A 13289-nucleotide genomic window follows, 5' to 3' on the forward strand; every position below is an offset into this window, starting at 1 on the left:
AAGTGGAGCTAACGCAATCTTATCAAATCTCCATGTCGAAGAGAAGCAATACATCTCCGGAACGATTCGGATGCTCGCCCTGGCTGGGCAATGGAAAACCATGTTGGATAAGGGGCAGGTTTGTTTCCTGGATGAGATCGAAGAGGGCTTGCACCCCAGATTGGCTCGATTTTTATTGGAGTTGTTTCAGGAGTCGGCTACGAATTCAAATAATGGCCAGTTGATTGTTGCCACGCACGATACGAGTTTATTGGATCAAACCCTGCTGCGTCCGGATCAGGTGTGGTTGATGAACAAGAGGCGAGATCACGCCTCGCATTTCTATGCGCTCTCCGATTTTGATTTGAAGCGCTCGAGCAAGTCACTACAACGGGATTATCTGGATGGTCTCTTTGGAGCCGTGCCCATGGTGTTGCGTAAGCAGAGGTTGTCGGAGATGGGCGTGGAGCACGGCGGGGAGGGATCATGAGCAAGATGAGAGCCCCCAGGCAGCACGCGGACCGTCGGGCCGGTGGGCGGGGAAAAAGTAAAAGGTTGTTGATTTTGTGCGAAGACACAAACAGTGGTTTCAACTATTTGGATGATTTGGTGCGTGCCGAGAAGTTGTCGGGTGTGAAAGTGCAGCCCCCCAGAAAGCCTTACACGGATCCGTTGAGCATCGTCCGGCAAGTCAGGGATTTTCAGGGAAGGACAGAGTTCGACGAGGTGTGTGCAGTATTCGACGGGGATTGCATTTTGCGAGGTGGAGCAGAAAAAAATCGGTTCGACCAGGCGATTGAACTGGCCGAAATGGCACCAGCCATCGAAGTGTATGTTTCGGTTCCGTGCATCGAATTTTGGATCATTCTTCATTTCGGCTTCACCGATACCCCTTTTCAGGATTGTGACGAAGCTGGCGCGAGATTTGGCAAGAAAACAGGAATGGATTACAAAAAATCCTATCCCAAGATGTTCGAAGATCTGAAAGATAAGAATCCCAATGGCCATGCTCAAGCCATCCGAAACGCACAACTCTTGCGCGAACGTCATCCCATCCGGTTTTCCTCCCCCTCGACCGAAATCGATCGGTTGATCACCAAACTCGAAACGTTCCAGATCCAGTAACCGCCCGTTACAAGCAGGCGTTGGGCAGCGGCGAGTCTACTTGCAGGCGCTGGGCAGCAGCCTGGCCGGCAGGGCGGTGGGTTCGGAGCCGGCGCTGCATTGCCAGGTGGCACCGCCATCGCGGGTGCCGAAATGGAGGGTTTTGCCGGCGATTTTGGGATTGGCGGTCTTGGGGTCAAAGGTGGTCCGCATCTCCAGGGCCACCGCCGCGCCGCCGGGAGTCGGAGGGGCCGAAAAGGCGATCGAGGCGACATAGCGGCTGCGCTGGGTGGAGTGCAGCTCATCCGGTTTGGCGGGAACGCTCCCCTTGGCACGATGATGGGCGAGCAGGGCATCCTTCATGCCGGTCATCACCGTGACCGCCTCCTTGGCCTGGGCACGGGCATCGTGCTCCTGATAGGCGGGATAGGCGACCGCGATCATCAGCACGACGATCGCGATCGTGATCATCAGTTCGATCAGGGTGAAACCGGCGTTGGCGCGCATCCGTCCGTTCATCTCTCCACTCCCACGATCCAACCTGCTTGCGGATGGGGGAAACCCTCATCCATTCTCCGTGCAACCTCTTTCCGGAGTACACCGGACAGCCGCTTCCCGTGCCTTATTTTTTGGTCCGAAAGCGTCCGTTTGTCAACATCATCCTGGCATGGTTGTCAACCCGAATCCGATATTTTTTCGACCAGCAAACCAAAAACACCATGCTCGTTCCAAGGTTCCGAGACCTTGAATCCCTGATCGCGCAACGTGCGCGGTACGTTCATCAACGGTTCGCCGCCACTCAGCCGGACCCGCAGGGTCTGACCGGATGCCATGGTCTCCAGACGCAGCTTGACGCGCACGAAGGTCATGGGGCAGGTGTCGGCGGTGATGTCCAGAAAGGCATCGGACTCCTGGTCGGACGGGGCGGAGAGCAGTCGCGTCCGGTTGGTGGCCTCGTGGCGGGAGGCGGTCGGGGCGCAGACCGGGCAGTCGGTTCGTTTGTGGCGTGGCCGACGATCCGGTTCTCCACGGGTCACATCCAGGGCCAGGGCGTGATCCCACACCGCGCGATCGCCGATGTCGAGCAGATACTTGATGGCCTCGGTGGCCAGGCGCGTGCCGGACAACCCCTGCCACAGCATGGCCCACGGGGCCGGTGGTTCCGAAGGGTCCGGCGGGGGGGCGCAGGCGAGACACGGCAGGGCGGGATCGAGGCTGGCCATGGATCCGCTGATCCAGGCCAATCCGTCGGCATCACACCAGGTGGTCAGAAGCGGGATGCGGGCCGCGTGACAGGCGCGATGCCGCTCCGGCCACCCCTGATCCAGATCGATGACCAGTTCCAGGCCGGACAGCCAAGTGTCGATGGGCGTATCGACACCGGTGCATGCGATGATCACCGTGGGATTGAGGTCTCTGGCCCAGGCCAAGGTCGGCTCGATCCGCGTCGGATCCGGGTGGCGAACCCGCAGGGTGCCGATGCCGGCCCCGGCCAGATAGAGCAGGGTGGTGACCAGGATCTCGGAGTCCGCCACCAGGCCCACCGCGGCCCGATCGAGTCGCATTTGACCCTGGCCACCGATCTCCCTGAGGATGATCTGTCGGGAGTAGCGTTCCGCCCACTCCGGCGTGCGGGCATCGCGGGTCATGTGGGGGGCAGTTCGGTGGAGAGATAGCGATCGGCCATGTCCGGGATGATCACCACCGCCCGTTTGCCGGAAAACTCCGGTCGGCTGGCCACCTGCAACGTGGCCGCCAGGGCCGCGCCACCGGAGATCCCGCAGGCGATCCCCTCGCGGGTGGCCAGCAGTCGGGCGGTCTCGATGGCCAGATCATCCCCGCAGCGCACCACCTCGTCGATCAGGCTCCGGTCGAGCACCGGCGGGACGAATCCCGCGCCCAGCCCCTGGATTTTGTGCGGACCGGGCATGCCGCCGGAGAGGACCGGCGAGTTGGCCGGTTCCACGGCCACCACCCAGAGATCGGGCAGGATTTTTTTCAGGGTTTGCGCCATGCCTGACAACGAACCGCCGGTGCCGACCCCGGCGACCAGCATGTCGAGCCGGCCATCGGTGTCGTCGAGGATCTCCCTGGCGGTGGTTTCGGCGTGAATCCGGGGGTTGGCCGGGTTGTCGAACTGGTTGGGCATGAAGCCGTGTTTCTCCTGCCGCAAAAGCTCCTTGGCCTTTTGGATCGCGCCGCGCATCCCCTCCTTGGCGGGTGTGAGCACCACGTTGGCACCGAGCAGGGCGAAGAGTTTGCGCCGTTCCTGGGACATGGAGTCCGGCATGGTGAGGATCAGTTTCAACCCCTTGGCTGCGCAGATTCCGGCCAGGGCGATGCCGGTGTTGCCGGAGGTGGGTTCGATCACCACCGTTTGGGGGTTGATCTGCCCCGCCTGCTCGCCGGCCTCGATCATGGAGAGGGCGATGCGATCCTTCACCGAACCCATGGGATTGAAATACTCCAGCTTGGCGAGGATCTCCACGGTCAGATCGCCATGCAGACGGTTGACCCGAACCAGCGGGGTATTGCCGATGGTCTCGGTGATGTTGGCGAGAATCTTGTGTCTCATGTCGGGTCGGATCCGGGTTGGAGTTGGCACGCGCAATGGGAAGCGGGTCGCAGGGGAACCGTGCGACGCCTGCCGCGCAGGGCATCGATCGTCAGCAGACGGTTCCACAGGGGGCGACCGGTTCGATACAACAGTTTAACCGCCTCGAGGGCCATCAGCCAACCTACCTCGCCGACCAGGGAACCAAGCGCCCCTTCGTTCTGGCAGGTGGCTCCTTCGGTCTCGGGCGGTCCTCCGAACAGACAGCGCAGACAGGCCGAGCGTCCCGGATCGATGGTCAGCAATTGACCGGTCATGCCGATGGCCGCGCCGTGCACCAGCGGAAAACGGTGGCGGATGGCCGCGTCGTTGGCTGCGAAGCGGGTGGCGAAGTTGTCCGAGGCATCGATGGTCACCGTCTGGTGACGCGCCACCTCGGCAATCGCCTGCGGAGTGTCGAGCCGGGCGCGCAGGGTGGTGACGGTGCATGCCGGTTGTCGGGTGGCCACGCGAGCCGCGATCGTACCGGCCTTGAAGGCCCCCAGGTCGCGCATGGTGAAGAGAATCTGGCGGTGGAGGTTGGAGAGGGAGATCCGGTCGTCGTCGGCGATCACCAGTCGGGTGATGGGCAATCCAGCCAGGGCCAGCGCCACCGCGCACCCCAGACCTCCGGCACCGATGAGCAGCACGCCGTTCGGCGCCGTGCCCGCGTTCATATCGAATAGGTGATCCGGTCGCAGCTTTCGCTCGGCACACCGCCGCGAAAGGCGCGGGTGGTCAACTCCTCGATGGAGACGGTATCCATCATCAGCAGGATCTTTTCCTGGAACTCTCCCCACAAGGGTCGGATCACCACCCGACCGATCGGACCGGTGGCCGCGTCCGGGGGGAGACCCGCTTCGCTGGATTCGGCCACGTCCATGACCACGCGGGCGATGTCGCCCACCGAGATCCGTGCCCGTTCCCGTCCCAACAGATAGCCGCCGCGTGGACCGCGTACCCCCTTGAGGATCCCGGCGCGCACCAGACGTTGCATCACCTGCTCCAGATACCGTTGAGGAACCCCCTGACGACTCGTCACCTCGCGGATTTGCACCGGTTCGCCCGTGGAGTTGTAGGCGATATCCGTCACCGCCTCGATGGCGTAGAGCAGTTTTTTGGAGAATTTCAACATCGTCGTTCATCCCTTGGGGTTGCCGTGGAGTTCCGTCCGGAAGCCGCACGGATGGGGGCGGGGGCCCCCTCGATCATGTCGGGTTACAGCGATCCATGCGCGGGTCCAGAACCCGCGGATGGTCCAGCCAGTCGGCAACCGCCGCGATCAGACGTTCAGCCACCTCTTCCTTGGGCAGCAGTGGCCAGGGAACCTCGAGGCCATCGCGACCGATGAGGGTCACGGCATTGGTGTCGGCGCCGAAGCCGCTGCCAGGGGCGCTCACATCGTTGATCGCCATCAGATCGCACCCCTTGCGGAGCCGTTTTTCCCTGCCGCGTTCCAGGGCCTGACCGGTTTCGGCGGCGAAGCCCACCACCACCCGTTGCTTGCCGTCGCGCAAGCGGATTCCGCTCCAGGCCGAAAGCATGGCGAGGATGTCTGGATTGGGTGCCAGGGAGAGGGTGAGATTCCCAGGTTCGGCCCCTTTCTTGATTTTATCCGTTTGGCGCGTTTCGGGTCGGTAATCGGCGACCGCCGCGCTCAAGATCGCCGCGTCCGGGCCGGTCTGGCCGCATCGGTTGCGCAACCAGACGCTCAAGACCGCTTCGAGCATGTCGCAAGCCGAGGTGACCGGATGGAGCCGGGCCCCCGGCGGTGGGGCGAGGGAGACCGGACCCTGCACCAGATCCACCTGGGCCCCGGCGCGCAGGGCGGCCCGGGCGATCTCCCAGCCCATCTTGCCGGAGGAGTGGTTGGTGAGATAGCGGACCGGATCAAGCTCTTCACGGGTCGGACCGGCGGTGATCAGGATGCGGCGTCCGGCGAGGATCTTGGGTGTCAGCGCCCGGCGCGCGGCCTCGAGGATCGTGTCTGGTTCGGACATGCGCCCCTGGCCATCTTCGCCGCAGGCCATGGCGCCGGTTTCCGGCCCCGCGAAGAGGATGCCGTTCTCCCGCAGGGTCAGGACGTTGCGACGGGTGGCCGGGTGTTCCCACATGGCCGGGTTCATGGCTGGCGCCACCAGCACCGGTCCGCGCCGGGCCAGCAGCAGGGCGGTCAGAAGGTCGTCGGCCTGCCCCTGGGCCATGCGCGCGAGCAGATTGGCGGTGGCCGGGGCCACGATCAGCAGATCCGCCTCCCGTGCCAGGCGGATGTGATCCATGCCATCGGGCTCGCTGGGCGCGAACAGTTCGGTGCGGGCGGGGGTGCCGCTCAAGGCTTGCAGTGTCAGTGGCGTGACGAAACGCAGCGCATCCGGGGTTGCGACCGGGGTGATCGCGGCGCCGGCCTCCCGCAGCCGACGGATCAACTCCAGACACTTGTAGGCCGCGATGCCGCCACCCAGACCGATGACGATCCGTTTGCCGTTCCAGAAATTCAAGGGTTGCCCTCCCTCTTGACGGAGATCAAGAAATAATTATCCATTTTTTGTATGTGCAAGTCAATTTCTTTTTCACGATCCTGCGTTGGCCAACCGGTTTCTTCAGGGAAGGGGTGCGGAGAAGCTGGTATAAAACGACGAATTGAGGCATTGTGTGCTATTCGACGGTTGGTGCAACGAGGGGCAAATTCCGGAGGCGGCATGGGTGGAGGTGATGGCATGACCTGGCTGGTGTTGATTGGTGGTGGGTTGTTGACGCTGTTGGGCGTGATCAAGATCGTGGCCAACAGCGCCCGTCTGTTGATTTGGATGCTGGTGCTGCTGGCCGGACTGGTGGGGCTGACCCAGGGGGTGCGGCACCATCCCGAGGTGTTGGACCGGATGGGGCTGCCCGCCGGATGGTCGGAGAAGATCCGGTCGTTCGTGCAGCGGGATTGAGCGCGATGCGGATGGCGTGATCCGGGGAGAGGGCGTCCCCGGATCGCGTGGTGCGGACGATAATTACTTAAGTAGTTTAAAAGGCAATCCAAAAGATTGACCATGAATCTCCCGAAGGGAGGGCCATGGTACGGGGGGTGAGGGGTTCTCCTTTCATCATTCTGCAAGTTTCCGTGGTTTTTCCTCGCTTTGCCACGCGGTTTGTCGCGCTTCTGGCCGCATTTTCTCGGCCTTTTCCCTCTCTGCGATCTTGCGCATGCAGCATCCTCTCCGGCGGGGCTGGAACGGGGGCGGATGGCGCCCCCAAAAAACTTCTCAAGTCGCCATATGGCCATCCGATAATTTGATTAAGGGTGAATTTGACCATGAATGATCAAGCGGCGGCGATCGGGTCAAGACCCCTCTGGAAGGGAAAGCGCGACGGAACTGGAAAAAGTGTTCAAGTCGCATCTCAAGCCAGACGATAAATGGATCAAGGTAAATTTTAATCGAGTGTCCAGGCTGATCCTGGCACGGATGCCGGACGGCGCTGGGTTCGACAGGTTGCGAGCGAAGGCCGGGCGGTGCGAATCAAGCACGGATCGTAGGAAAAGGCAGTCTCAAGGGTGGGGGTTAGGCCCGAGAACGTTAACCCACAAGGCATTCCAGGGAAGGACAATCAAACTTGCTCGGCAGAAAAACCTCGCCCGAGAACCATCTTAATGAAGAGGAGGATTTACCATGGCTCTCACCATCAACGGCAGCATCGCTTCCATCAATGCGCAGCGGCAACTGACCAAGAACACCAATGCCCTGACCCAGACGTTCCAACGTCTGTCGTCCGGTCTGCGGGTCAACACCGCCAAGGATGACGCGGCGGGTCTGGCCATCGTCACCCGCATGACCGCGCAGATCCGCGGCATGAACACCGCCAGCCGCAATGCCAATGATGGCATCTCTCTGGTGCAGGTGGCCGAGGGGGCTCTGAGCGAGACCTCTTCCGCCCTGCAACGCATGCGTGAACTGGCCGTTCAGTCCGCCAATGCCACCAACAGCGATCAGGATCGCCTGTCGCTCCAGACCGAGCTGGCCCAGCTTCTTTCCGAAGTGGATCGCATCTCCAAGGCCAGCCAGTTCAACGGCAAGGCTCTGTTTGGCGGCAGCACCGACGGTATCAATCTGGCTCCGGCCACCAGTCACTTCGCGGGTTATTTCCAGGTGGGTCCGAATGCCGGGCAGACCGTGCTGGTATCGATTCAGCGCACCACGGTTTCGATGTTGGGTTTGAGCACGGCGGCCACCACCAATTTCGGCATCTCGACCTTGGCCAAGGCGCAATCGACCATCAGTGTGATCGACAATGCCCTGAATTCGGTGTCGAGCATCCGCGCCAATCTGGGCGCCATGCAGACCCGTTTCGAGAGCATCGTCGCCAATCTGGCCAACGTGGTCGAGAACACCGATGCCGCCCGTTCGCGCATTCAGGATGCCGATATCGCGCTGGAGACCTCGAATCTGACCAAGAACTCCATCCTCCAGCAGGCTGGGGTGGCGATTCTGGCCCAGGCCAATCAGCAGCCTTCGATCGCCTTGACGTTGCTTGCCGCGCGGTAGGTTTCGAGTTTGTCGTGATGCCGTGGAGCTTCCGCCAGGGGGCTCCACGCGGTATTCGATCTCCTTTCCGGCTCTCGCCCCGTCCGTATTCTCCGAGGAGGCTCTCCTCGGGGAGCGGGCGGGCCGGAAAGGGGTGTCAAGCCAGACCGGCCTGACCAATCAGCGCCAACATCTCGCCATGCACCGCCATGGGCCCGGCCACCACGTTGCCCGAAACCAGAAAATTCTCCTCGCCCGCGAAATCGCTGATGATCCCGCCCGCCTCGCGCACCAGCAGGGCGCCGGCGGCGATGTCCCACGGGGCCAGCCCCATTTCCCAGAATCCATCGTAACGTCCCGCCGCCACATAAGCCAGATCCAGGGCCGCCGAACCCAGCCGGCGTTGATCCGCCACCAGCGGAAAGAAGCTTTCGAACGCCTTGAGGTATCCGGGCAGCCGTTCCAGACGGCGATGGGGAAATCCGGTGGCCAGCAGGCCCCCCTGGAGCCCGCGGCGGTCGGGGACGCGGATGCGACGATCGTTGAGATAGGCTCCGCGTCCCCGTTCGGCCACGAAGGTCTCATCCCGCATCGGATCATGCACCAGTCCGGAGACCAGTTTGCCCTCTTCGAGCAGAGCGATGGAGATGGCGAAGTGTGGAAGGCCGTGGGCGAAGTTGAGGGTGCCGTCGATGGGGTCAACAATCCAACAGGGTCGATCCGTCGGCAGTTTGCCACCCTTCTCCTCGGCCAGCACGCCGTATTTGGGATAGGCCTTCTTCAACTGGAAGACGATCTCCTCCTCCACGGCCAGATCCGCGCTGGTCACCAGGTCGTTTTTGCCCTTTTCCCGGACTTCCAGTTCGTGGCGTCGGTCGAACCACTCCCGTGCCAGACCGCCTGCCTTGAAGGCGGCGCGCAAGGCGATGTTCATCGGGGGGGAATGGGGCATGCTGAATTCTCCTTGTAAAACGGTGTGATCGTGCGAACGGGTCAGTTGGGGCGCGCGCACGCGCTCCGAGCCGGGCATGGTAACTTGCATGATGGGGAGAGAACCCCCTCACCCCCCGGACCATGGTCCTCCCTTCGGGAGATTCATGGTCACTTGCATGATTGGGGAGAGAACCCCCTCACCCCCCGTACCATGGCCCTTCGGGCGTTCCATGGTCATTTGCATGCTGGGGGGAGCCCCCCCCCGTACCATATGGCCCTCCCTTCGGGCGTTCCATGGTAGCGATCCTTTCAGGGTGGGGTCCGTGGAGCGTGCCATTCTTGCACGCCGGCACACGTTAACACGACCAGCCCGACAAAGCCACCCGCCGGAAACATTTGCCGCCCGATTCCGTCATCACCTGGGACAAAATTTGCCCGCCTGCCATCCGCCCTGTCGCGGACCCCGATTGGATCCAGGATGGGGACGAGACGGCATTTTTTCTGTTAAAACAAATCAATGTGTGGCGTTCTTGAAGGTTTCCCACCCCATCGGAAACCTGTTTTTCAATGTTGGCACGCCTTCTGCAATAATCCTGGGCAATGGCTGGTCACGGCCAGACGAAGCAAGGCGGCTCGTTACCGAGGATCTTCCGAACCCGGAGCAAGCGGATCGGGGGGAGCCAACGTTCCGCCGACGTGCACATTTCAAGATCACTGGGGAGCTTCTGGAATCATGTCTCTCGGCAGCCTGTTGAACGTATCCAAACTGGGAATCTTCGCTTCCCAGGGGGCATTGCAGACGATTTCGCACAACATCAGCAACGCCAACACCACCGGTTATACCCGGCTCATCACCTGGGACAAAATTTGCCCGCCTGCCATCCGCCCTGTCGCGGACCCCGATTGGATCCAGGATGGGGACGAGACGGCATTTTTTCTGTTAAAACAAATCAATGTGTGGCGTTCTTGAAGGTTTCCCACCCCATCGGAAACCTGTTTTTCAATGTTGGCACGCCTTCTGCAATAATCCTGGGCAATGGCTGGTCACGGCCAGACGAAGCAAGGCGGCTCGTTACCGAGGATCTTCCGAACCCGGAGCAAGCGGATCGGGGGGAGCCAACGTTCCGCCGACGTGCACATTTCAAGATCACTGGGGAGCTTCTGGAATCATGTCTCTCGGCAGCCTGTTGAACGTATCCAAACTGGGAATCTTCGCTTCCCAGGGGGCATTGCAGACGATTTCGCACAACATCAGCAACGCCAACACCACCGGTTATACCCGGCAGACGGTGGAGCTGGAGTCGATGCGCGGCACCCAGGCCGATTACGGCGGCAACGGCGTGCGCATCGCCGATGTGCGGCGTCAGATCGATGAGTTGGTGGATCGCCGTTTGCAACTGGGTACCGGCGAGCTGGGACGTTTGGAGACCCGCGACAAGTATACCAGGTTGATCGAGGATGTCTTCAACGACATGGACGGCAACGGTCTCTCCCAGGGACTCGAAGGGTTCTTCGATGCCGCGGATACGCTGGCGGACAATCCCGGCAATGCCGTGGCGCGCTATCAACTGATCGCCAAGGCCGAGAGCGTTTCCCAGGATTTCAACAAGATGGCCGAGGCGTTGAGCGAATCCGCCCTGCCTCTGGATAAAGAGATCTCCGTGGTGTTGGACGATATCAACACCCGCCTCAAGGCGATTCAGGAGATCAACAACACCATCGTGCGCACCGAGGCGAGCAGCCCGGCCCTGGATCTCAAGGATCAGCGCAACAAGATGTTGCTGGAACTGGGCCAGATCATCGACATCCGCACCATCCCCATGGAGAACGGCGAGATCCAGGTGATGAGTTCGCGTGGTCAGGAGCTTCTGGCCGATGCCACCTATTCGGCCAAGTTCGGACGGCTCACCAACGTCAAGACCGACACCGGTTTCAGCGCCATCGGCATCGGGGGGCGCGAGATCGGGCAGGACAAGATCAAGGGCGGCAAGCTCGGGGGGTTGCTGGAGCTGCGCGACGAGGTGGTGCATGGGGATACGGGCGTGCTTTCCAAGCTCGAGTCCCTGGCCGATGAGCTGCGTTGGCAGTTCAACCGGGCCAACACCGTGTCGGTGGGCAAAAGCATGGTGTCGGACATGACCGGCCTGATGTATCTCGGTTCGGATCTGGATACCGCGCTTTCGGGCGTGGTCACCGACAACAAGGCGGCCACCTATCAAGGGGCGCCGGTGGATCTCTCCCGCGTCACCTCGGGCCGTCTGGTCTTCGCCACCGGCACCGAGAGCGCCCTGACCCCGAGTGCCGCGGTCGATATCACCACCACCATGACCTTGCGGCAGGTGCAGCAGGCCATCGATGCCCTGGACGGGGTGCAGGCCGAGATCACCAGCGACAACAAATTGAAGATCTCCGCCGAGAACGCCGGCTCCAAGCTCGGCGTGGTCATGGACGAGAGCGGCATCCTGGCGGCCCTGGGGGTCGGCGCGCTGATCTCCGGCAAGGGCGCCCAGGACATGGCGGTCAGTGCGGAACTGCTGAAAAATCCGGATCTGGTTGGGCAGGGACGTTTGATCGTCAAGGCCAGCGACGCCCAGGGCTTGCCCACGGCGGTGGTCCACGACGACGCCAACAGTCAGGGCGCCCTGGCGATCGGGAACCTGCGTTCCACCAAGTTCATGTTGTTCGGCAACAGCGCTTCGCTGACCGGTCACTACGCCACCATGGTGGGTGAGCTGGGTTCGCTGATCAACCAGGATACCGAATCCCTGACCGCCCAGCAGGCGGCCCAGACCTTCTTGAGCAACAGCCGGGAGTCCCTCTCCGGGGTGTCGCTGGAGGAGGAGTTGACCGATCTGATCCGCTTCCAGAGGGCCTTCCAGGCCTCGAGCAAGATGGTCAGCGTGGCGGACGATCTGATGCAGACCCTGATCCAGATGGTCTGATTTTCGAGTTCATGACAAGGGCAAGGAGTCTTACCCATGATGCGCGTGACCAACAATCTGCTGTTCAAGACCGGCGCTTCGGCGCTCCAGGGGCAGCAGCAGGAGATGTTGAAGGTCCAGGAACAGAGCAACGGCTACAAGACCAACCGTCCCTCGGACGATCCGACCGGGGTCTATCGCCACATGATCTTCTCCTCGGACCTCTCCGGGGTGGAGAGCTTGAAGAAGACCACCATGTCCGCCGCCGAACGGTTGACTCTGGCCGACAGCCATATGAGTCAGATCCATGACGCCCTGGTCGATGCCCAGGACATGGTGTTGCAGATGGGCGAGAGCATGCTCGACGGTTCGCCGACCATCTTGAAGGCCGCGGCGGAAAAGCCCCTCGCCTGGTATCAGGAGATGATCAGCGGCATCAACACCGAGCTGGACGAGGTGCCGATCTTCGGGGGGGGGAAGACGCAAAAACCCTTCGATTCCAACAATCTGGCCGCAACCGCCGTGCAGGTGAAACGCAAGGATGCCACCACCCTCACCTCGGCGGGAGCCGGGTTCGCCGGGTCGGTGACCGCGGGTCAGGTTCCGTCGGATGTGCCGATGAGCGTCAAGATCACCTACGTGGCGGCCAGCAACCAGTATCAGGCCAACGTCAACGGTACCGATGTCACCACGGCGCCGGTGGCGCTGGATGAAAATGGTCAACTGGATCTGGGCGGGGGTGTCAAATTTACCGTCACCGGACAACCCCAGATCGGGGATGTCTATTACTTCGAGGTGGTGCCCCAGTATCAGGGGGGCAGCGAGGATCGTCCGATTCGCGTGCAGTCCGGCGCGACGTTGCAGGGGAATGTGACTGGCAGCGAACTCCTTGAAGGTACGGGAGGTTATTCGCGCGGCGTCAACATTCTCGGTGCCATGGCCGCCCTGCGCGGCGCACTTTTGCGCGCGGATACGAAAGAAGTGGCATTGCAATTGAATCGGGTACAGGAAGCTCGCGCTCAGGTATCGGATTTGCAAGGGGTCACGGGGATCCGCACGACCCAGGTGCAATCCGTGACCACCACGTTGGAGTCGGATGAGAGTTCGTTGACCAAGCTGCGCGCCGACAACGTCGAAGCCGACCTGTTCAAGGTGCTGTCCGATTTGGAACAGGCCTCCCAGGCCTTGCAGGTCATGACCGCCTCGCAAAGACAGGTCATGAACACCTCTTTAATTGATTTTATTCGGTAA

Annotated in this window: 14 protein-coding genes; 7 read left to right on the top strand and 7 right to left on the bottom strand. The window is 61.6% G+C overall.

Annotation, left to right across the window (positions count from 1 at the left end):
• Together ACV4UY_RS12350 and ACV4UY_RS12355 are read left to right on the top strand one after the other, a co-directional pair.
• On the top strand, nucleotides 1-469 hold a 469-nt coding region (locus ACV4UY_RS12350), incomplete at its 5' end, for an AAA family ATPase (RefSeq protein ID WP_491607893.1).
• On the top strand, nucleotides 466-1104 hold the full coding sequence (locus tag ACV4UY_RS12355; RefSeq protein ID WP_491607894.1) for an RloB family protein: 639 nt from the start codon (nucleotides 466-468) through the stop codon (nucleotides 1102-1104). The genes ACV4UY_RS12350 and ACV4UY_RS12355, both read left to right, overlap by 4 nt.
• A gap of 36 nt (nucleotides 1105-1140) precedes the next feature.
• Here ACV4UY_RS12355 and ACV4UY_RS12360 read toward each other — a convergent pair whose 3' ends face one another.
• The 6 genes from ACV4UY_RS12360 to coaBC all read right to left on the bottom strand — a co-directional run bounded on the left by ACV4UY_RS12360 (nucleotide 1141) and on the right by coaBC (nucleotide 6174).
• Complete coding sequence (locus tag ACV4UY_RS12360; RefSeq protein ID WP_491607895.1) at nucleotides 1141-1602, bottom strand: pilin; 462 nt, start codon at nucleotides 1600-1602, stop codon at nucleotides 1141-1143.
• 155 nt (nucleotides 1603-1757) lie between these two features.
• Nucleotides 1758-2732 (bottom strand): sulfurtransferase TusA family protein, encoded by a 975-nt coding sequence (locus tag ACV4UY_RS12365; protein WP_491607896.1) that lies wholly within the window; start codon nucleotides 2730-2732, stop codon nucleotides 1758-1760.
• Nucleotides 2729-3658 (bottom strand): cysteine synthase A, encoded by a 930-nt coding sequence (gene cysK / locus ACV4UY_RS12370; RefSeq protein ID WP_491607897.1) that lies wholly within the window; start codon nucleotides 3656-3658, stop codon nucleotides 2729-2731. The genes ACV4UY_RS12365 and cysK overlap by 4 nt, the downstream gene beginning before the upstream one ends.
• Nucleotides 3655-4353: a HesA/MoeB/ThiF family protein gene (locus ACV4UY_RS12375; protein WP_491607898.1), complete on the bottom strand. Its 699-nt coding sequence runs from the start codon at nucleotides 4351-4353 to the stop codon at nucleotides 3655-3657. Before ACV4UY_RS12375 ends, cysK begins: the two co-directional genes overlap by 4 nt.
• Nucleotides 4350-4811: an RrF2 family transcriptional regulator gene (locus ACV4UY_RS12380; RefSeq protein ID WP_420903667.1), complete on the bottom strand. Its 462-nt coding sequence runs from the start codon at nucleotides 4809-4811 to the stop codon at nucleotides 4350-4352. Before ACV4UY_RS12380 ends, ACV4UY_RS12375 begins: the two co-directional genes overlap by 4 nt.
• A 73-nt stretch (nucleotides 4812-4884) precedes the next feature.
• Nucleotides 4885-6174 carry a bifunctional phosphopantothenoylcysteine decarboxylase/phosphopantothenate--cysteine ligase CoaBC gene (gene coaBC / locus ACV4UY_RS12385; RefSeq protein WP_491607899.1) on the bottom strand — a complete coding sequence of 430 codons (1290 nt, stop codon included), beginning with the start codon at nucleotides 6172-6174 and terminating at the stop codon, nucleotides 4885-4887.
• Nucleotides 6175-6375: 201 nt separating this feature from the next.
• Here coaBC and ACV4UY_RS12390 point away from each other — a divergent pair, with 201 nt between their 5' ends.
• Nucleotides 6376-6612: a hypothetical protein gene (locus ACV4UY_RS12390; RefSeq protein WP_491607900.1), complete on the top strand. Its 237-nt coding sequence runs from the start codon at nucleotides 6376-6378 to the stop codon at nucleotides 6610-6612.
• A 720-nt stretch (nucleotides 6613-7332) separates the two neighbouring features.
• A complete protein-coding gene (locus tag ACV4UY_RS12395; RefSeq protein WP_491607901.1) occupies nucleotides 7333-8205 on the top strand; it encodes a flagellin N-terminal helical domain-containing protein in 873 nt (290 codons plus the stop codon).
• 136 nt (nucleotides 8206-8341) lie between these two features.
• On the opposite strand, the gene ACV4UY_RS12400 is transcribed toward ACV4UY_RS12395, so the two are convergent.
• Nucleotides 8342-9136 (bottom strand): inositol monophosphatase family protein, encoded by a 795-nt coding sequence (locus ACV4UY_RS12400; RefSeq protein WP_491607902.1) that lies wholly within the window; start codon nucleotides 9134-9136, stop codon nucleotides 8342-8344.
• A 714-nt stretch (nucleotides 9137-9850) separates the two neighbouring features.
• Between ACV4UY_RS12400 and ACV4UY_RS12405 the strand changes: the two genes are divergently transcribed.
• The 3 genes from ACV4UY_RS12405 (at nucleotide 9851) to ACV4UY_RS12415 (ending at nucleotide 13289) form a co-directional block, all read left to right on the top strand.
• Nucleotides 9851-10087 (top strand): flagellar basal body protein, encoded by a 237-nt coding sequence (locus ACV4UY_RS12405; protein ID WP_491607903.1) that lies wholly within the window; start codon nucleotides 9851-9853, stop codon nucleotides 10085-10087.
• A gap of 199 nt (nucleotides 10088-10286) precedes the next feature.
• On the top strand, nucleotides 10287-12059 hold the full coding sequence (gene flgK, locus ACV4UY_RS12410) for a flagellar hook-associated protein FlgK (RefSeq protein WP_491607904.1): 1773 nt from the start codon (nucleotides 10287-10289) through the stop codon (nucleotides 12057-12059).
• A 36-nt stretch (nucleotides 12060-12095) separates the two neighbouring features.
• Nucleotides 12096-13289, top strand: coding sequence for a flagellin N-terminal helical domain-containing protein (locus ACV4UY_RS12415; protein ID WP_491607905.1), 1194 nt, complete (start codon nucleotides 12096-12098; stop codon nucleotides 13287-13289).

The organism is Candidatus Magnetaquiglobus sp., assembly GCF_058402785.1.

What these genes read in the sequence shown, in the direction of transcription:
- ACV4UY_RS12355 (WP_491607894.1), top strand. Translation starts at nt 466, where the DNA reads ATGAGCAAGATGAGAGCCCCCAGGCAGCACGCGGACCGTCGGGCCGGT.
- ACV4UY_RS12360 (WP_491607895.1), bottom strand. Translation starts at nt 1,602, where the DNA reads ATGAACGGACGGATGCGCGCCAACGCCGGTTTCACCCTGATCGAACTG.
- ACV4UY_RS12365 (WP_491607896.1), bottom strand. Translation starts at nt 2,732, where the DNA reads ATGACCCGCGATGCCCGCACGCCGGAGTGGGCGGAACGCTACTCCCGA.
- cysK (WP_491607897.1), bottom strand. Translation starts at nt 3,658, where the DNA reads ATGAGACACAAGATTCTCGCCAACATCACCGAGACCATCGGCAATACC.
- ACV4UY_RS12375 (WP_491607898.1), bottom strand. Translation starts at nt 4,353, where the DNA reads ATGAACGCGGGCACGGCGCCGAACGGCGTGCTGCTCATCGGTGCCGGA.
- ACV4UY_RS12380 (WP_420903667.1), bottom strand. Translation starts at nt 4,811, where the DNA reads ATGTTGAAATTCTCCAAAAAACTGCTCTACGCCATCGAGGCGGTGACG.
- ACV4UY_RS12390 (WP_491607900.1), top strand. Translation starts at nt 6,376, where the DNA reads ATGGGTGGAGGTGATGGCATGACCTGGCTGGTGTTGATTGGTGGTGGG.
- ACV4UY_RS12395 (WP_491607901.1), top strand. Translation starts at nt 7,333, where the DNA reads ATGGCTCTCACCATCAACGGCAGCATCGCTTCCATCAATGCGCAGCGG.
- ACV4UY_RS12400 (WP_491607902.1), bottom strand. Translation starts at nt 9,136, where the DNA reads ATGCCCCATTCCCCCCCGATGAACATCGCCTTGCGCGCCGCCTTCAAG.
- ACV4UY_RS12405 (WP_491607903.1), top strand. Translation starts at nt 9,851, where the DNA reads ATGTCTCTCGGCAGCCTGTTGAACGTATCCAAACTGGGAATCTTCGCT.
- flgK (WP_491607904.1), top strand. Translation starts at nt 10,287, where the DNA reads ATGTCTCTCGGCAGCCTGTTGAACGTATCCAAACTGGGAATCTTCGCT.
- ACV4UY_RS12415 (WP_491607905.1), top strand. Translation starts at nt 12,096, where the DNA reads ATGATGCGCGTGACCAACAATCTGCTGTTCAAGACCGGCGCTTCGGCG.